Raw genomic sequence first — 18469 nt, 5'->3', positions numbered from 1 at the left:
GCGTTGACCGACACGAGGGGCTAACCGCCGCGCGCGGGGTGAATCCGCATTGCCGTCAACGTCTATATCAATGCGCTCTCAAGGACGATCCCCCGATCCAGGGACCGGACTCCCACATGCAGATCCTCCCTGAGGGTTGGAGGCAGCTGCGGAGACTCGAGAAGCTGCCGAGAAAGATCGATGAGGCGCCGGAAGGCGCGAATCATGTCTCCTTCATGTCCGCCGTAATGCTCTTCCACTAAGTGCATCCAATCTTCCTCGCCAGCCGCCCACTCGTAGGCCGCTGAGAGGTAGGTGGTGTGCACGGAGACCGGGAGGAAGATCCGATGGGCTTGCTGGACGTCCATCACCTCACGAGCCAACGCCTCGATCTGCCGGATCCCCCGCTTGAGATGCGGCTGCCGCTTGAGCAGCTGACTGGCAAAGGGGGCTTCGATCTCGCGGGGCTCCTCCACGAGACAAGAAAGGATCGCCATCATCTCGTAGGGTTTGAACCCGTCCAGCGCTTCCGAAAAGACCACCCGAGCGACCAAGAGTTCATTATCGTGGCGCAGATCACCGATTAATAATCCCTCTTGGGTGAGGGTGCGATCCCGGAGATAGCCGAAGCGTCTCAGGACCTCCAAGACCCGCAGAAACTGCTCCCAGTAGGTATTCCTCAGATGTTCCAGTGTCCGCGTCTGGTTCCGGATGGTTTCCGTCAGTCGCCGCTCTCGCTTGAGGGCCTTTTCCAGTCGGTGCCGCTCCTTGCAACGGTGGCAGCGAAGCTCTGCAAGGGCCAGCGCCTTCTCCTCGATCCGCCGCTTGAGCTCCACGTAGTCTTGAACTGCCCCAGGCGTCGCCTCGCCATGGCCCTTGGGGAAAGATCGCCCCCTCCTCCGCCCCCGGCGGCCAAACTGTTGCTGCCCAGGCCATAACCGCTGGAGATCTTGGTTCAGCGTCTCCATCTCTTGCCGCTTGGTCTGATAGGCGAGCAACTCTTCCAAGGTACAACAGGGAATGTCTACCCGGCGAGTCCGGTCAAGCCGGCCGGTGAGCTCGGCAATCTCCTGCTCGATGACCTGGATCCGCTTCCGATTCTGAAATTGCCCGAAGCTGGATTCGATGTTGCGCCGGATATCTTCCGGATCCCCGTAGGTAAGGATCAGCAGGGCCGCAGAACTGTACCCGATGCGGAACTGACTCTCGATGGGCTCCGATCGCTTCCGGATAAGATGGAGCGCGTCCTCGACAGTCTCCGGGGTATCCAGCGCAATGATGCATTTCCCTTCGGGATCGATCCCGCGGCGACCAGCACGGCCGGCCATCTGGGTCAATTCATTGTGGCTGAGGGTTCGGAAACCGAAATCACTCCGCTTCGTCAAGTCCTGGAGCACCACACTCTTGGCCGGCATGTGGATCCCCAGGCTCATCGTCTCGGTGGCAAAGACCACATGGGTCAGTCCCCGTTCGAATAAGGTTTCGGTCAGACGTTTCAGGGCCGGCAGGATCCCGGCATGATGGACCCCCGCCCCCCGGCGGAGACCGTCGAAGACGAGCTCGTTCAGCTTTGACTTACTCACCAGAGCCGAACTCTCGCTCAGAAATGTCTCGATTGCCTGATCGACCTCTTGCTGTTGCGCGGGCGCTAACAGGGAGACCCCCTCCTCCAGGAACCGTCGGAGGGCTTCTTCACACCCTGCCCGGCTAAAGATGAAATAAATGGCCGGGAGCCACCGTTTGGCCTTCAGGCCTGGAAGCAGGACCGAAGGCCTCACCCGGCGCCTGACCCGCCATCGTCGACGCTCCCGGGTCACCCGTCCCCGCATGCGTACCGTTGCCATGCCCCGCCAGGACGCAACACCCGCGAGCAGTTGAGCCCGGGAAAGACCATTGACCTGAATCAACTCTCCCTCTGAGCCACAGAGATGGTAGTGCAAGGGGACGGGGCGCCAGTGAAGAACAACCTTCCGGATGGGACGGTGGACTTCACTGATCCACTCCGCGATCTCGTCGATGTTTCCCACGGTGGCCGAAAGGGCGATGAGCTGGATGTCCCAGGGGCAATTGATGATAATCTCCTCCCACACCGTCCCCCGTCCCTCATCTCCCATGTAGTGGCACTCGTCCAACACCACGTAGGCGGTCTTCGCCAGGGTGCGGGTGTAGAGCTTGTTGCGGAGAATCTCGGTGGTCATGACCATCAGGGGGGCACCCGGGTTCACTTTAACATCCCCCGTAAGGATCCCCACGTTCTCCTCCCCAAACTGCTTACAAAAATCGGCAAACTTCTGATTGCTGAGGGCCTTGAGTGGGGTGGTGTAGGCAACGCGCCTCCCCGTGGAGAGCGCCTGATAAATGGCGAACTCGGCGATGAGGGTCTTCCCGGCTCCCGTGGGAGCAGAGACGATGACAGAGTCCCCCTCCAGGATGTAGTGGATCGCCTGCTCCTGAAAGGGGTCCAGGGGAAAGGGATAGCGGAGACGAAATGTGTCTAAAAGCTCTGTCCTCATGATCGTTCAGCCGCGGTCTAGCACCGTCCCTCCCGAGCCGCCCCGGCCAGGAGCGCAGACGTCGTATTACCCATGCTGGAGCGTGGGATTTTTGGGGTTCATTCGGCGGAAGGGACGCGAGATTTTCCGCATCTTCATTGTAGAATCGGCACAAACCCCCGTCAACGGTAAAATGGGCGGTTATTGTGCCAAAACTTCTTGGCTTTCTCTGGTGAATCTGCTATGGATTGGAGGCCATGGACTACCAGAAAATGGCAGAAAAATCGCTCCAGGGAGAGCTCCTGAGCCGAGAGGAAATGCAGGCCATTCTCGACGCCTCTGAGGAGGAGCTTCCGTCCATCCTTGAAGCAGCTCTCCTCGTTCGACACCACTTCTGGGGACGCAAGGTGCACTTGCACATGCTCATGAACGCCAGAAGTGGCCTCTGCTCCGAGGACTGCCACTACTGCTCCCAATCAGCGGTCTCGAAGGCCCCGATCGCCAGGTACCCCCTCCTTCCACGGGAGCAACTCGTGGAAGGCGCGTATCGCGCCAAGGCGGCTCGGGCCGTCCGTTACTGCCTCGTGACGAGCGGCCGCGGCCCAACGGATTGGGACATCGATCAGGTCGCGTCCATTGTCCGGGAAATTCGCGAACGGGTGGATATCAACATCTGCTGCTGCCTTGGCCTTATGACCGAGGAGCAGGCGAGGCAGCTCAAGGCCGCGGGAGTAGAACGTGTGAATCACAACCTGAACACTTCCCGGCGCTTCCACCCTGCCATCTGCAGCACTCATACCTACGACGACCGAGTCCGGACCGTCGAGAATGTTCGGCGGGCTGGCTTGAGTACGTGTTGCGGGGGGATTGTTGGGATGGGAGAGACGGATGAGGACGTGATGGATCTGGCCGTCAATCTTCGGGAACTGGATGTGGCCTCAATTCCCGTCAACTTCCTGCATCCTATTCCTGGGACCCCGCTCGAGGGATACCATAAGCTGACAGCCGAGCGCTGCCTCAAGGCCCTCTGTCTGTTCCGCCTGGTGAATCCTGCGAAAGAGATCAGGGCGGCAGGCGGCCGGGAACTTAACCTCGGGCCACAGCAACCCCTCGCCTTGTACCCTGCCAATTCACTTTTCGTAAATGGCTACCTGACCACTCCCGGCCAAACCGCCGCTGACACCCACCGCATGATCGAGGCCCACGGCTTCGAGGTCGACGACACCCTCCCGCCGTTGGCCTAGCCTAGGAGATCCCTGCCTCTGCTCCTCACTTTCCTTCTTGACAGAAGTAAGGAATCCTTGTATCCTTACTCTAGGAGGAACAGGTAATGCTGGCAAAAAAGACATCCAAGAACCAGATCACGCTTCCGAAGGCCATCGTCCAGCAACTCCCTGACGTCGAGTATTTCGAGGTCTCGCTCAGGGATGGTGCGGTGGTCCTAAAGCCGGTAATGGTAACCGCTCCAGACGAGCGGCTGAAGGCAGTACGGGCCAAAATCAAAGCCCTGGGGTTAACCGAGAGGGATGTCGAGGACGCGATCCGCTGGGCCAGAAGCCGTCGGGGCTGATGCGCGTCGTCCTGGATACGAACACCCTCATCTCGGCCCTGCTCTTTTCTGGCACGGCCTCCCGCCTGGCCCCCCTGTGGCAATCCCGACGCATCACCGTGCTGCTCTCAAAATCAATCCTTCAGGAATATCTCCGCACTCTCGCGTATCCAAAGTTCCGGTTGAGCGACCAAGGAATCAAAGGGGTGGTTGAAGAGCAGTTGCTCCCTTTCGTGGAGACGGTCCAGGTCAAGAAGCACCTCACTGTGGTCCGGCGTGACCCTGAGGATAACAAGTTTCTGGAGTGTGCCGTTGCCGGCCGGGCAAAGTATCTCGTGACGGGGGACCGGGACCTCTTGGAGCTCGGTTCGTACCGTGGCATCAAGATTCTCACCGTCGGGGAGTTCCTAAACGAGGTCAAACTTTAACTCACATCCCTTCCCCCACCACTCCCGGCCAAACCGCCGCTGACACCCACCGCATGATCGAGGCCCACGGCTTCGAGGTCGACGACACCCTCCCGCCGATATCCTAGAACCCCTTGCCAGCCGCCTGAAGGCTCCCACATCCGGGTGAAGGAGGGGAGACAACGCATCTCCTTTCCCTCACGGTACGCTCCAGATGACGTTCCCGTTTTCACGGGGGGGCCGTCTTCCCTAAGATGGACTCACAATTCCACCGACAAATTGTCTTAGTTACGTTACATAGATGTACATAATGGCGCAAAACTCCACTGCGCTTCACACTGGGCCTAGCTGGTTCCTACAACCTTTGCCTGTCATTCGCTCCCCGACTGACATGGCATCGATGTTGCTACTACGGGACAAAAGGGAGATCCAGATTTTCCCTCTGAGCATTGACTGACGGGAGGTAGCTCCATGAGAGATTCGAATGACACACGACGCTCGCCCCGTATTTCCTGTGACCTCCCCATGGAGTACCAAATCCCAGGCACCCACCCCCGAAACGGACGGATCACCAAGCTCGGGACCTTGGGGGCGCTCCTCACCACGCACGAGACGGTCCCGCTTGGGGCCGAACTGTTCCTCAGCTTTCACCTCCCGCTCAGCAAGCGCCAGATCAATACCGTCGGCAAAGTCAGATGGACGAGTCAAGGAAGGGCCGGAGTGGAGTTCGCCTACTTTGGCCTCCAGCAACGAGACGAGATCTGGAGATACTACGCGCGGCAGTCGGCCCAACAACGGCTGGCACGCTCGTAGCTAGAGGAAATTCGTGTCTTCCTACACTAATGTCCGTGGTTACCCACGCCTTGTGGCCTATCTACCCGTTCAGTGTACTTCTCTAAGCCAGGCAACGTCCCTGGCGAAGGTCATCACTGGCAAGACCAACTCCATCAGTCCCGGTGGACTGGGACTCCTGCTGCCCGAGACCATCCCCCTCAAAACCCCGGTAGTGGTCCAGGTGTGTGAAGATGAACCACTGCGCGCACTTGTCATCTGGCTTGACAAACCAACGCCAACCGGTCTGGGAACCAGCATCCCCCATGGCGTGGGCTTCGACTTTCTCGTCGACCCGGACCTGATACGCCAATGGGTGCATCACGCTACACCACAATCCCATTCCCGGGTTCCGGTCCAGTTCGACGTCGAGTTCACCCAGGCGGGGAAGGCCGGGCATGGCACTTGCCTGAACCTGAGCAAGGACGGGATGTTCATCGCAATCAACCACCCGCCCCGACCGGGGACTGAGATCTTGCTCCGCTTCAAGCTGCAAGAGTCTTCCCACACACTCTCGATCCCTGCACAAGTGGTGTGGATACGTGGGGAGAAGAATTGGCCTGGTGCCATCCACGGGATGGGGGTGGAGTTCCTTGCAGTTGACCCCTTAAAGGCTGCCCTGATCGGCAGTGTCGTCGATCGGCTTGTCGGGGAGCCTTCTCCCTCGCCGGATTCCTCCTGGTCCTTTCCGCCTTCTCGCTAGCACTCCTGGCTCGCTTTTTCTACCTTGATGATGCCGGTGGAGTGTGCAAGGAGACGGCCCAAATTCGGTTCAATTAAAGACTCCCGACCCCTTTTCTCCCTTTTCCACGGATGAGGGAATGCGGATCTTTCGACCTTCCTATGGCGTAGTGGCGTACGGCGGTGGGCCCGGGCCAGAGGTAGGCGGCCGTGGCCGACCACATTCCTTGACCAGGTTCAGTCATTAGAGTGGCGTTGACGGTCGCCGAACTACCAAAGACGCGAATATCTGCCCAAACTGGGATTATAGGCTTTATGGAAATTTGCCCTGACACCTAATTAGAACTTAGTACTTTTCGGGAGCGGCTACTTCCATTTGCGATGACCGTAGCCCCTCTTCTTCCGGTGGCCCGGAGGAGTGCAGCCCTTCTTTGCAAGGCCCGGGGGGCAGTGGACTTTATCCTTGGGGATGCGGACAATGGCAACCGGGGGCTTTGAATCGGGGATCCAGTTCCCCCCCTCGAGCCTGACCCAGGTGCCGTCGCTGAGCTTCCACTGAACCCCGCCGTGCCAGAAGATGTCATCCCCTCGGGCATAGACTCCCCATTCCTGAATGAACTGAAAACCGCTGGGTGGCTCGGCCAGGGCTTTCCCCGAAGCCAGCGGGAGAAGAAAAAGCATCATAACGATAGCGGACTGTAAACCGTTCACGTTTCTCCCTCCGACGTTAGCCGTTCTCCCGTTCCGGCAATGCCCCAGTTGGGCATCGGCGGCCGGCCCCGGTAATCTGATGTTGCAAGGGACGGGCCACGGAGGGGGCGGGCGCCTCAAACCAAGACCCCAGCAGGAGCATTAGGAGAGTCGGATTAGAGATTGGATATCCGCCTCAAGGGATGTCGGCAGATTGGGTCTGGTGGGAAAAAGGGTCGCTTACGGGAGCCTTCTCGTGGAACGGTCGAGGCGTCTCAATGCCCTGGCGGCGGCGCGGGCCTTCTTGGGTGGTCGGCGCGGATTGCCCTTCTTCAGGCGGGGAAGGGGCTCGTCCTCTTCCTCCTTGTCGGAGCTCGGAGGTGCTAGGAGTCGAGCGAGAAACTCATCGGCGGTCACGACGATGGCCCCTGTGCGAGTAGCACTGCGACGTACCTCCAGGTCATTGGAGACCACAGCGGTACCTGCACTTGCGAGTCGCGCCAGCATGTGATCGGCCCTCTCCGGAGTTTTGGAGAAGACCAGGCGCACCCTGCCGCTGCTGAATGCAGTCCCGCCCCCACGTGTGCCGTCGAATACCACGGTGAATTGGTCTCCCGAGGCGCGGGCGGCTGCGACGAGCAGACGGCAGAGCGCCTCGCGCCCGGCCTGCAGACTTTCTTGCTCGCGCGCGGCGAGTGCAGGCGCGCGGCGGATCACGTTATATCCATCCACCAGCCACCGCATAGCGGGAACATTCTAGCATACAGAGAAACACTGAGACGATGTATTACTCGGCGGGTTTTTGCAGCAGGTGCGCGGGGACCATCAGCTTTTCCAACCCCTCGAACGCCCACTCGGTCATGATCGCCAGTACGGCTGCCGGGATCGCGCCCTCCAGGATCAGGGAGGTGTCATTCAAGGCCAGCCCGGTCACGATCGGCTCGCCGAGCCCCCCGGCGCCGATAAACGCAGCCAGCGTGGCGGTGCCGATGTTAATGACGGCCGCGGTCCTGATACCCGCCAAGATCGTTGGTGCAGCCAATGGCAACTCGACATATCGGAGGCGCTGCTGTGCGGTCAGCCCAATCCCCACCGAAACTTTTTTCAGTACGGGGTCGATGGAAAACAGCGCCGCGGCGGTGTTCCTGAGGATAGGGAGCAGGGAATAGAGAAAGAGCGCCATGATGGCGGGTTTCGCGCCGATGCCGAAGAGGGGGATCATGAATGCAAGCAAGGCGATCGAGGGTATCGTCTGCAGCAATCCTGCGATGTACATCACTGGCCGCGAGATCGCGCGAACCCGGTACACCAGGATGCCAAAGGGAATGGCCACGACCATCCCTGCGATGAGGGCGATGAGAGTCAGCTTGAGATGGGTGAGCGTTCGGAAGAGCATGATGGTCCATTTGCTCTCCTCGACGCGCTGTCTTCCGGACACGAGCAGCCCCGCTTCATTTAGAAATCCGTGGGCCACCGCTGCAAAGCTCCTCCCCTCGAGGACAACCATTGCATTGAGCTTCCGCATCTGATCATCCATGATGGTCCCGGCGAGTTCGCCGAGGATCTGCTTGATCCTCCCATCCAGTTCAGCCCTGACCAGTGGTGCTGCTAGGTATTGAGGAAAATACTGCTTATCATCCTTGAGAAGGAAGAGATCGAATTTCTCGATGTCTCCATCCGTGATGTAGACATCCGTCACATCCAGCATGCTTTCCCGAATCGCCTGATAGGCAAACCCGTGCTCGATCCCCACGGGTCGCACAGCAAGATCGTACGTCCGCGCCAGACCGGGCCAGCCATCGTGCCGGTTGAGGAACTCATAACTAAATCCAAAGCGCAGACCCGGGAATCTGGCCAGATCGCTGATCTTTTTCAACCCGCGTTGCTGAGCGAGGCTTCTGCTGAGCGCGATGGCATAACTATTGTTGAACCCAAATGAGCCGAGCAGTTCCATCTCAAACCGCCGCTTCAGGATGCCTCGTAGGTCGGCATCGGAGACCCGACGAGGCAATTTCAGAATTGCTTCCGCCAGCGTTCCGGAATACTCCGGATAGATGTCGATATTGCCATTTTTGAGCGCTTCAAAACAAATGAGCGTCCCGCCGAGTCCGAACTTTCGCTCAACCCGGAAGTCCCGGTCCTCGAGCAGCTGGGCGATGATCTCGGCCAGGATATACCCCTCATTGAAATGCTTGGATCCGACCACAACGGTTTGGACCCCCGCAGCATTCGCCCCTCCAACGAGGAAAAACAAGGTCATCGGCAGGATGATCAGGGCACGCATGTCGACACTACGCATCAGGTCTCTAGTTGAGACTGAAAAAAACTGCGGATGAATTCGTTTGCCGGATTTTCCAATATTTCTACGCATGTCCCGTGCTGCACGAGGCGTCCCTGGTCCAGGATCACGAGGCGCTGCGCCAGCTTCAGCGCCTCCCGAAGGTCGTGGGTCACGAGGATAATCGTTCGTGCTTCGGATCGCTGCAGATGTAGAAACTCCCGCTGGATTTCGTTGCGGGTAATGGGATCGAGCGCTCCGAAGGGTTCATCGAGAAGAAAGACCTGGGGATTCAATATCATGGCGCGACAGAGTCCGACACGCTGCTGCTCTCCACCGCTCAGCTCATGGGGGTACCGCTGGACATAGGAGAGCGGCAAATTGACCAGCTCCATGAGTTCCTCGGTCCGCGCCTTGATGCGCTCTGCATCCCATTTGATTAGCCGTGCGAGCAGGGTAATATTTGCTTCAACCGTGAGATGCGGAAAGAGGCCAGTCCCTTGGACCGCATAGCCGAGTCGCAAGCGGAGTTCGGGGAGACATTGATAGTCGATGGGCTTTCCGAAGACGGCAACGGTGCCGTGGTTCGGCCTCACCAGCCCGTTGATCATTTGCAGCAGCGTTGATTTCCCGCTGCCGCTCGGGCCGACCACCGCCGTGGTCACGTCGTCCGTGAAGGTAAGCTCAATATCCAGAAGGGCTTGCTGGTCGCCGTAAAACTTACTGATGTTTTCGAGCGTGATTTGTGACATCCAATGACCGAAAGGCTATTGCCCGCGCGCGCGGCTGCGAACCACCTCATCTTGCACAGGTCCGAAAGCCTGCCATGACGTCCCGCCGGTCCGGGGTGTAGTAGGTCCGCCAGGTGTTCCGGATCATGCGGGAGCGGGTTATCCAACTGCCGCCCCGCAGAACCTTGTGCGTCCAAAACCACGGCTCCGAATACTCCTTGTACGGGTCGGCCACAAACCCGGGATAGGGGCCGAAATCGTTGCTCACCCACTCCCAGACATTACCGATCATCTGCCGACAACCGAAGGGGCTATCGCCCTCGGCCAGGGCGCCCACGTCTATGCACCCTCCCGCACCGCCGTCGACGTTGGCCCGGCCGGCGAAGGTCGGCTCATCACCCCACGGAAATCTCCGTTTGTGCTGGGTGATCCCACGGCCGTCAGCCGTTGGCTCCCCGCTCGCTGCCACTTCCCATTCGGCCTCGGTCGGCAAACGACGCCCTGCCCACTGGCAGTAAGCCTCAGCCTCATACCAGTTGACGTGAATAATAGCGTGGTGCTCTTCCAAGGAAACAATCTCGTCATAGCTTCGCCGGTACCCGCGGCCGTCGGAACCACGCTGCCAATAGACCGGACGCTCGGCCCCGAGTTTCTCTCGCCAACGCCACCCGTTTTCACTCCAGAACTCCCGCCTGAGGTATCCTTTGTCTTCGACGAAGGCCACATACTCGCCGTTGGTCACCGGCGCCCGAGCGATGCGAAAGGGCTGAATCTCGACGGGATGCGCCCACTTCTCGTTGTCAAACACAAAGGGGAGATCCGGCGTCGCCCCGAGGAGGAAGGTCCCACCGGGAATCTCCACATCACCTGCGAGCGGGCCACCACCGGTCTGGGCACCCTCTTGGGTCAGCGCGGGGAAGCGGGGGCGCGGGTATGCCAGGGTCTGCCGGGCGTAGATAAATGCTTCATCATGCATGTCCTCATGGAAAAGGCCCAGATGGTAGAAGTAGGCCTCCTCCGCTTCCAGGGTAATCGTCCTGAGCCGCTCGAGCAGTCGGTTGAGGACCTCTCGCATGTAGGCTAACGTTTCCTCTCGCGATGGCAGGGGCAGATCCCACCGGGTGTCGTGCGGAATCGCGATGGAGTCATAGAGCGCATCGGCATCCGCTCGAATCGGTAGGGCTTTGCCGCGATGCCGCAAGACCCACTTTTCCTGGAACCACGCCACGTGCCCGATCTCCCACAATAAAGGATTCACAATCGGGAGACGGGGGCCCATCAACTGCTCATCGGTCAGGTCCGTAACCAGCGCGAGGGTCCGTGATCGGGCATCAACCAAGGTGCGAGTCAGTTCGGAAGCATTTGGATGGACATTCATGCGTCCCTCCACTTCTTATCAAACGTCTCCATGCCGGCCGGGCCGCCCGCCTAAGCCCAGACCGCCTCGGCCGTTTTCACGAGCACCCGCAGCTTGCGCTTCTGATCCTCTACAGAGATCCAGTTGCCGATGACCGAGCTGGAAAACCCACACTGGGGGCTGAGCGCCAGCCGATCGAGGGGGAAAAAGCTACTGGCTTCCCGAATGCGCGCCGTCAGCTCCTCCCGAGTCTCCTGGCGGCCGGTTTTCGTCGAGACCAACCCCAGGACAACGATCTTATCCTCAGGGACTTCCCTGAGCGGTTCGAAAGAGCCAGAGCGGGCGTCATCGTACTCCAGCAACAGTCGTTGGGCGTGGATGTCAGTGAAGATGCGCTTGGCGATGGGCTCGTACCCCCCCACGGCCAGCCACCGGCTGCCCTGGTTGCCTCGTCAGAGATGGAAACCAAATGTCACCTCCGGAAAGTCACCCATCACGGCATTGTCCATCTCGACGCCCTGTTTCAGCCAGCGGTCCAGACTCCACCCTTGCGACTCGTAGAAGGCGCGGGTTTTCGGATCAACCAGTAGGGCATAATGTGGCGCATCGAGCTGGATATAGGTCGCCCCCAGTCGGACCAGCTCGGCGACCTCCTCACGCAGGATCTCTGTGACATCGGCCAGAAAATCATCGAGGGTGGAATAAACCTCGCGAGAATGTTCAGGCGACCAGAAATTCGCCCACAGGCTCGGGCTCGGAATCGTGACCTTGGGGATTCGCGTCGTGCGGGCGCGCAGATATGAAAACTCCTCCACACAGAGGTGGCGCCGCCGGTTGAGTTTCTGAATGGCCCCCAAGGAAGCCGGCCGTTCGAGATGCATGTCCCCGACTCCTTCACCGCCATGCCAATCGCCCCACAGAAAGGCCTCGGGAGGGCATTCGCCGAAGCCATCGACGGCCGCCGTCATCTGGCTCTGGAACGACTGGCGGCGCATCTCGCCATCGGTCACCACTTCAAGACCAGCCTCCTCTTGAAGCGCCACCGCCTCATCGACGGCCCGATCCTCGATGGCTTTGAAGGCCGATGACGTGATGGTGTCGCTGGCGAAGTCCTGCTGGGCTTTCAGCAGCCATGGAGGACGGAGTAGGCTCCCGACGACATCGGCACGGCTCGTGATCATGGTCCTTGCGATCGAGCTGAAATTGCGAAATGCCACTCTGAGTAGATGATTTTACTGCACGGATTCGGAAAGGGAAAGGGCAAAGAGGTGGTCATGATCCGTATCCCATCGCACGAGCTGAAGCCCGGCCTGGGCGAGCATCGTCTCCACCATCTCACGGGTATATTTGCAACTGATCTCTGTTCGGATCGATTCGCTTTCCGCAAAGTCCACGGCGAGATCAAGGGCATCGATCCACACCTGATGAGATTCGCGGGCCACGAGGTGCATTTCGATCCGTGACGCCTCCCTGTTGTAAAACGCCAGGTGCTCGAACCGATCCGGGACGAAATTGGCATCCAGATGCCGATTGATGACAGAAAGAATGTTCCGGTTAAAGGCGGCGGTGACACCGGCCGCATCATTGTAGGCCCGCTCCAAGAGGCTCACGTCCTTGACGAGATCCGTCCCAATCAAGAACCGATCCTCCGGAGTCAGCAAGCGACCCACATTTCGCAGAAACGCGGTGGCTTCATCGGGGGTCAGGTTCCCGATGGTCCCCCCCAAAAAGATAATCAAGCGAGGTCCCCCTTCCGGGAGGGTCGCGACCGGGTGTTCGAAGTCACCGATCACCCCGTGGACCCGCAATCCCGGATAATCATCACTGAGCGTATGGGCGGTCTGCCGGAGTATATCTTCGCTGATGTCGATCGGCACATAGAGACCTAACAGGCCGGCGTGTGCCATCGCATCGAGGAGGATGCGGGTCTTGCGGGAGCTGCCCGAGCCGAATTCGACCAGGGTCGTGGCTCGACACGACGCGATGACCTCATCGGCGATCTGTTCGAGTAACGCGCGCTCGGTCCGGGTCGGGTAGTACTCGGGAAGCTCGCAGATTTGCTCGAAGAGCTCTGCACCTTGTGCATCGTAGAAGTACTTCGGTGACAGTTCTTTGGGTGTCTTGGTCAGTCCCTGTCGGACATCATCGGCTAGATTGGTAAACGGGTCTCCAAGCGTCCCCTGGTGGCCGATATGAATTTTGGGTTTTCGCTTCGGTGGCGTCATCGTCCTCCTAGATCGGTTCACGGTTCACAGTCTAGCGTCCGGAGTCCAACGTCCGAGTCACCAGGAGTGCGGAGGGACCTTCCTCGGCGGCGCCAGATTCTCGGGGGACTTCACGCGCAAAGGCCACGTTACGCACGCCTAGACGTTGTAGTCCGTCGATGCGGGCCACCCCCGCCTGCGCTGCGCTTCGGCGGCGGGACCCCGGCCGCCGCAAGCCAGATGTCGCCTGCCTCGGAAGGGACCCCCTCCGCGCTCTTGCCTGTCAGTCGTCGGACTGGAACTCACGGAAATTCGAATTTCGAAATTCCAAATTGCAAATTCCCTCGGTCATCGGTCGTCGGTCATCGCTAAACTAGGTGGTGTCGGAGCTCACGCAGATCATCCAGCAAGAGATCAGGTCCCGCCGCTTGGAGAACCGCGACCGGTCGCAGGCCGTACGTCACCCCGACGCTATAGATTCCAGCTTGTTTTGCCATTTCGATGTCCGCGGGGCTATCCCCCACCACGGCCGCCAATCGACCCTGGACTCCAGTGGCGCTGAGGATCTTCCTGGCCGGCTCTGGATGCGGTTTCCGTTCGACAGTGCTGTCCCAGCCCAATACGAACTCAAAGTGCGACTCGATCTCGAGCCCCGCAAGGATGCGCAGGGTGAAATCCAGGGGTTTGTTGGTCACGATCGCCTTTCGCTTCCCCTGGAAATGTTCGAGCGTCTCCCGAACTCCAGCATACAGCCGAGTCTGATCGAGCAGGTGGACCGCGTAATACTCTCGAAAAAGCGCGACCCCCCTCTCTACGATGTCCTGATGGTGGGGACCGAGTGCCCGGCTGAGGAGGGTGTGGACACCATCCCCGACGTACTGGCAGACCTGCTCCATCGAAAGAGGGGGAATTTCAAGTCTCTGGAGGGCATTGTTGACCGCTGCCATGAGGTCGGCCCGCGTGTCGGCGAGCGTGCCATCCAGATCGAAGATCAACACCTCCACGTGCCTGGGCTTCAATCCCCCCTCCGGTCGGAGAGATAGACCTCAAGGCGCCGAACCGCTTCCCGGATGTTTTCGAGCGAATTGGCGTACGAAAAGCGGATATGTCCTTCGGCCTCGCTCCCGAAGTCGATCCCCGGGGTGACCGCCACCTTGGCCTGCTCCAAGATCTCAAAGGCGAGCCGATACGAGTCGTTGGCGAACGCGGTCGCATCGGCCAGGACGTAAAATGCGCCTTGAGGCTCCCGGGAGATGGTGAAACCGATCCGCCGCAGGGCTTCAACCACGTACCGGCGCCGCTCGTCATAGATCTGCCGCATCCTTTCCACCTCGGCCTGGGCCCCTTTCAGTGCGGCGATCGCGGCTCGCTGGACAAAGTCGCTGGCAGAAATGAAGAAGTTTTGATGCATCTTCTGCAGCGGTCGCGTCAGCACTCGGGGCAGAATGGCGTATCCCAGTCTCCAGCCGGTCATGGCGTAGGCCTTGGAAAAGCCGTTCAACACCACGGCGTGATCGGTGTACTCCAGAATCGAATGCTCCTCCCCCTCATACGTCAAACCGTGGTAAATCTCGTCAGAGACGATCAACAGACCGAGATCGGACAGGCTCTTGAGTACCGCCTCCGGAAGGACAGCCCCGGTAGGGTTCGCCGGAGAGTTGATCAGCAGGGCCTTACTCCGCCCGCCGATTTTCTCTCGAACCGCCCGGGGGTCGAGCTGAAACCCATCTCGCTCTCGGACTGAGACAAAGGCTGGCTGGCCGCCAGCAAATCGGATGAAGTTGGGATAGCAGGCGTAGTGGGGATTGCTCAGGATGACCTCGTCCCCGGACTCCAGGATCGCCGAGAAGAGGAGCCACATGGCGGGCGAAGTCCCGGTCGTGACAAGGATCTGTTCTGGCGAGACCTGGACCCGGTATCGGCTGGCGTAGTGTTCGGCTATAGCCTCTCGGAGTTCCCAGATCCCGAGACTGTGCGTGTATTTAGTCCGCCCCTCCTGCAGGGCCTTCAGCGCCGCCTCCTGGACGCAGGCGGGGGTGGGAAAGTCGGGTTCGCCCAGCTCCAGATGGATGATGTGTTCCCCCTGCCTCTCGAGCTCCTGAGCGCGCTCCAACACCTCCATCGCAATGAAAGGGGAAATGGCCTCCGCCCGACCTGCACTCCGAACCATCGTTATACCCTCTCCAAGAAGCGCCACGGAACCGGAAGAGGGATGAGCACCCCCAGTTCGGACATCTTGAGAAACTGCTCGAATCCCTCGAGGTGTTTCGGGGTGAGATCGAAGGAGAGCTGCTTGCGAAAGTAATTCACGCAGGCCTCTTCGCTAATGCCGACCCGCGCATGGAGAGCAGCACTGAGTGTCTCGGCCCGCCCCAGGCTATATGCCTTGGAAGCCAATAGCGCTCGATGAAGCGCCCGGGTCCCTTCAGGATCCACCTCGTAAAAGGCCTCTCGCACGGCCCAGAGGGCAAAGACGAACGGGAGCCCGGTGAGTTCTTTCCACCCCTGCCCCAGATCCAGTTGGTGCGGATACCTGCGTGCATGACCCGCCCTCAGCGCCGGATCGCCGATGAGGAGACCAGCGACCACCTCTTCGGGAAGAGCCTCGGGCACGTCCCCCCGAAGGTAGACCGGGTGCACCCCGTAGCCTCTCTCCAAGATTAGGCGGAGCAGATAGACAGAGGTCAGAGATTCTTGGGTGACGAGAACCTTTTCTCCATTTAGGTCTTTGAGGGGCAAACGACTCAGGCACTGCACACTCCCGACCGCGCCGTCACAGGAGATGGCCAGGTCTGGGAGAAGTCGATACCTCTCGGGGGCCTGGGCATAGGCCACCGAAGAGATCACCGAGATATCGAGGTCTCCCTGCTCGAGCATTCGATTGAGTTCCGCCGGCGTCCCCTCGACAAGATCGCAAGCAGCCTCAATAGCCCCCTCTTCGATCCCGTAATAGACCGGCTCGCTATTGATGTAGCGGACCTTTCCGACCCGAGGTCGCCTCACGTTTCCTCCCGCTCGAACAACGAAACGCCGTCCACCATGGTCAGCCGCACCTTTTCTGGACTGGCCTCGTCGAGCAGATACTCATATGGGTCCGCTCCTGCCTTGCCCAGCGTCACGGCTGTGAGATCAGCTCGCTTTCCAGGTTCCAGGGTCCCTATCTCTCGATCGAGACCTAAGGCCTGCGCCCCCCCCAAGGTCGCCATGGTGATCCACTCTTCCGGGGAAAGAAGACCACCATGCGCCCGATGAGCAAAACGGACCTCATCCCAGAGACTGAGACTCTGGTTGCTGGCAAGCGAATCGGTGCCCAGGCCCGTCGGAATTCCACGATCTAGAAGTGCCTTCAGCGGCGCCTGGCCGACCCCGAGATGCGCATTGGACCGAGGGCAGTGGGCGACCTTTACATCGCTCTTGGCCAGGATGTCGAGGTCCTCCTCCGTCAGGTGGACGGTATGAATGAGGAGACACTCCGGATCTAACACCCCCAAGCCGTGCAGATAGGTCACTGGACTCGTCCCGAGTGTCGGCGGTGGAAGCTCGCCCCACCCGGTGGCGGGTAGGAGACGCCTTCGAATCTCTCCGGTGCCCGACCGGAGGTACTCGATCTCAGCGGGACTCTCGGCGGCATGGATCGCCATCTTGAGACGGGCGCGCTGCTGGAACTGTCGACACAGCTGGAACAGCTGGGGCGAAACGCTATAGATGGCATGAGGGGATATTCCCACATCAAGAGGATTCCCCCGGGCCTCCTCCCGCATAGCCTCAATATGCGCAAAGGGCATTTCACTGATTGCTTCGGCGCGGGTACCGTCCAGACCGATGATCTCCCGGTACACCACCCCCCGGAGACCACTCCGTTTGAGCCCCATAAAGCTCGCCCCAATCGAGCTGACGTCCCCCACGCAGGTGGTGCCCGACCGGATCAATTCAGCGATCCCCTCCTCGACGGCGATCACGTACGCCTCCCAACCGAGGCCCTGCTTCCGTTCCAGAAGCATCAGGACCCAATCCACGAAAGAATGACCCGGATGAACCTGTCCCCGAAGGACGCTGAGTTCAAGATGCGTGTGGACGTTGACGAGGCCGGGGAGGAGGATCGCCTCGCCCAGGTCCCGCCTCGTCGCTTCGGGATGGTCTTTCAGCAGGAGCGCCCGTGGCCCGACAGCCCGGATGCGGGACCCTTCAATGAGGAGGGCGCCGTCACGGATTGCGGGTTGATTGACCGGGAGGACGTATCGGGCAGTGAGGATGAGCATACTATCGTGTCGCCGAGAGCTGACGCCACCACTCCTCGGCCCGGGCAAACTCCTCCGGCGTGTTCACGTTGAACAGGCTGAGCCCTTGGGGATCGTGGGGGTGCAGTTCCTCTCGGTCGACCCGCCGGACCCGGACGTGGGGAAAGAACCGGGAGATTTTAAGATTGCCGGATTGAATCAGGCGCTCCATCTGATGGAGACAAGTCTTAGCGTACAACGCGTACAATGGCTCCCAGTCATCCGTATACGGGATGACCGCGTCCCAGCCCTCGGTGAGGGTGGCAAGGTACCGGATCAGGCCAGGGTTGAAGAAAGGCATATCGCACGCCATGACAAAAGCCCACGGGTGGCTGGCGACGGCGGTTGCCGTATAGATACCGCCCAGAGAGCCCTTACCGGGGATCAAGTCCGGGACCACCCGTACGCCTAGGTTTTCGTAGAGGTCCGGCGTATTGGCTACGATGATGACTTCTGGGAAGATCTGCTGAAGGCCATCGACCAATCGGTCGATGAGACGCTTTCCCCCGATTTCCAAGACCGCTTTGTTGCGCCCCATCCGGGTCGACTTCCCCCCGGCCTGGATTACCCCGCTGATCGTCATTGCCTCTGCCATCCCTGGGGAAACAAGCTCGCGGGCACTCGAAATCCCGAGCACCCGCGAGCGGCTCAGACCGGCCAGGGCCCAGAGGGAATGGTCGGCTATGTCTCGTCCTCGACGTCGTCCGTCTTCTCCACCTGGTCGAGACCCACCAGTTCCCCTTCGACCTGCTCCGGGCCCTCTGCTTCTTCCTTTACTTCCTCCTTTACTTCCTCGGCTTCCGCCTCGCCAGGGGCCACAGCCTCGAGCTCCGGGACCTCCTCTATTTCCGGCTCTTCAGTCACGACCCCCCCAGGGGCGATCTCCCGGAACCACATCGGTTTCACCGCCTCGGCAAAGGCTTCCGCCTGGGTCACTTCCTCCAGCGGTTTGACTTCGTACTTAAGCCGCCCCGCCGCCAGCTCATCCAGGGC

21 protein-coding genes are annotated in these 18469 nt (G+C 60.0%); 5 read left to right on the top strand and 16 right to left on the bottom strand.

What is annotated here, in order from left to right; all coding sequences use genetic code 11:
• Positions 1-62: 62 nt before the first annotated feature.
• Positions 63-2492 (bottom strand): DEAD/DEAH box helicase, encoded by a 2430-nt coding sequence (locus O6929_09045; GenBank protein ID MCZ6480531.1) that lies wholly within the window; start codon positions 2490-2492, stop codon positions 63-65.
• A 236-nt stretch (positions 2493-2728) separates the two neighbouring features.
• Here O6929_09045 and bioB point away from each other — a divergent pair, with 236 nt between their 5' ends.
• The 3 genes from bioB (at position 2729) to O6929_09030 (ending at position 4448) form a co-directional block, all read left to right on the top strand.
• Positions 2729-3715, top strand: coding sequence for a biotin synthase BioB (gene bioB / locus O6929_09040; protein ID MCZ6480530.1), 987 nt, complete (start codon positions 2729-2731; stop codon positions 3713-3715).
• Positions 3716-3801: 86 nt separating this feature from the next.
• Positions 3802-4041, top strand: a complete 240-nt coding sequence (locus O6929_09035; protein ID MCZ6480529.1) for an AbrB/MazE/SpoVT family DNA-binding domain-containing protein — start codon at positions 3802-3804, stop codon at positions 4039-4041.
• Positions 4041-4448 (top strand): putative toxin-antitoxin system toxin component, PIN family, encoded by a 408-nt coding sequence (locus O6929_09030; GenBank protein ID MCZ6480528.1) that lies wholly within the window; start codon positions 4041-4043, stop codon positions 4446-4448. Before O6929_09035 ends, O6929_09030 begins: the two co-directional genes overlap by 1 nt.
• Here O6929_09030 and O6929_09025 read toward each other — a convergent pair.
• Positions 4445-4660: a hypothetical protein gene (locus O6929_09025; GenBank protein ID MCZ6480527.1), complete on the bottom strand. Its 216-nt coding sequence runs from the start codon at positions 4658-4660 to the stop codon at positions 4445-4447. The two genes, O6929_09030 and O6929_09025, sit on opposite strands and share 4 nt — an antisense overlap.
• Before the next feature lie 238 nt (positions 4661-4898).
• On the opposite strand from O6929_09025, the gene O6929_09020 reads away from it, so the two are divergent.
• Both O6929_09020 and O6929_09015 read left to right on the top strand, forming a co-directional pair.
• Positions 4899-5240, top strand: a complete 342-nt coding sequence (locus O6929_09020) for a PilZ domain-containing protein (protein ID MCZ6480526.1) — start codon at positions 4899-4901, stop codon at positions 5238-5240.
• A 13-nt stretch (positions 5241-5253) separates the two neighbouring features.
• Positions 5254-5961 (top strand): PilZ domain-containing protein, encoded by a 708-nt coding sequence (locus O6929_09015; protein MCZ6480525.1) that lies wholly within the window; start codon positions 5254-5256, stop codon positions 5959-5961.
• Positions 5962-6305: 344 nt separating this feature from the next.
• Here the strand turns inward: O6929_09015 and O6929_09010 are convergent, their stop codons facing one another.
• The 14 genes from O6929_09010 to O6929_08945 all read right to left on the bottom strand — a co-directional run.
• The gene (locus tag O6929_09010) at positions 6306-6623 is read right to left on the bottom strand and encodes a hypothetical protein (GenBank protein ID MCZ6480524.1); all 318 of its coding nucleotides are present in this window, start codon (positions 6621-6623) and stop codon (positions 6306-6308) included.
• Positions 6624-6869: 246 nt separating this feature from the next.
• Complete coding sequence (locus O6929_09005) at positions 6870-7373, bottom strand: NYN domain-containing protein (GenBank protein MCZ6480523.1); 504 nt, start codon at positions 7371-7373, stop codon at positions 6870-6872.
• A gap of 43 nt (positions 7374-7416) precedes the next feature.
• On the bottom strand, positions 7417-8928 hold the full coding sequence (locus O6929_09000; protein ID MCZ6480522.1) for an ABC transporter permease subunit: 1512 nt from the start codon (positions 8926-8928) through the stop codon (positions 7417-7419).
• A complete protein-coding gene (locus O6929_08995) occupies positions 8928-9659 on the bottom strand; it encodes an ABC transporter ATP-binding protein (GenBank protein MCZ6480521.1) in 732 nt (243 codons plus the stop codon). Before O6929_08995 ends, O6929_09000 begins: the two co-directional genes overlap by 1 nt.
• 46 nt (positions 9660-9705) lie before the next feature.
• Positions 9706-11016, bottom strand: coding sequence for a selenoneine synthase SenA (senA, locus tag O6929_08990; GenBank protein ID MCZ6480520.1), 1311 nt, complete (start codon positions 11014-11016; stop codon positions 9706-9708).
• A gap of 50 nt (positions 11017-11066) precedes the next feature.
• On the bottom strand, positions 11067-11417 hold the full coding sequence (locus tag O6929_08985; protein ID MCZ6480519.1) for a vitamin-B12 independent methionine synthase: 351 nt from the start codon (positions 11415-11417) through the stop codon (positions 11067-11069).
• A 30-nt stretch (positions 11418-11447) separates the two neighbouring features.
• Positions 11448-12176: a hypothetical protein gene (locus O6929_08980; GenBank protein ID MCZ6480518.1), complete on the bottom strand. Its 729-nt coding sequence runs from the start codon at positions 12174-12176 to the stop codon at positions 11448-11450.
• A gap of 51 nt (positions 12177-12227) precedes the next feature.
• Entirely contained in the window at positions 12228-13220 is a 993-nt protein-coding gene (egtD, locus tag O6929_08975; GenBank protein MCZ6480517.1) for an L-histidine N(alpha)-methyltransferase, read from the bottom strand.
• A gap of 347 nt (positions 13221-13567) precedes the next feature.
• Positions 13568-14218, bottom strand: coding sequence for an HAD-IA family hydrolase (locus O6929_08970; GenBank protein ID MCZ6480516.1), 651 nt, complete (start codon positions 14216-14218; stop codon positions 13568-13570).
• The gene (locus tag O6929_08965; GenBank protein MCZ6480515.1) at positions 14215-15369 is read right to left on the bottom strand and encodes a pyridoxal phosphate-dependent aminotransferase; all 1155 of its coding nucleotides are present in this window, start codon (positions 15367-15369) and stop codon (positions 14215-14217) included. The genes O6929_08970 and O6929_08965 overlap by 4 nt, the downstream gene beginning before the upstream one ends.
• A gap of 2 nt (positions 15370-15371) precedes the next feature.
• On the bottom strand, positions 15372-16202 hold the full coding sequence (locus tag O6929_08960) for a menaquinone biosynthesis protein (protein ID MCZ6480514.1): 831 nt from the start codon (positions 16200-16202) through the stop codon (positions 15372-15374).
• Positions 16199-17458, bottom strand: a complete 1260-nt coding sequence (locus O6929_08955; protein ID MCZ6480513.1) for an amidohydrolase family protein — start codon at positions 17456-17458, stop codon at positions 16199-16201. Before O6929_08955 ends, O6929_08960 begins: the two co-directional genes overlap by 4 nt.
• A gap of 1 nt (position 17459) precedes the next feature.
• The gene (locus O6929_08950) at positions 17460-18071 is read right to left on the bottom strand and encodes a molybdenum cofactor guanylyltransferase (GenBank protein MCZ6480512.1); all 612 of its coding nucleotides are present in this window, start codon (positions 18069-18071) and stop codon (positions 17460-17462) included.
• A gap of 86 nt (positions 18072-18157) precedes the next feature.
• On the bottom strand, positions 18158-18469 hold a 312-nt coding region (locus O6929_08945; GenBank protein ID MCZ6480511.1), incomplete at its 5' end, for a hypothetical protein.

The sequence above is a fragment of the Candidatus Methylomirabilota bacterium genome (assembly GCA_027293415.1).
Taxonomy (GTDB): Bacteria; Methylomirabilota; Methylomirabilia; order Methylomirabilales; family CSP1-5; genus CSP1-5.
This window is presented reverse-complemented; position numbering and strand designations above follow the sequence as displayed.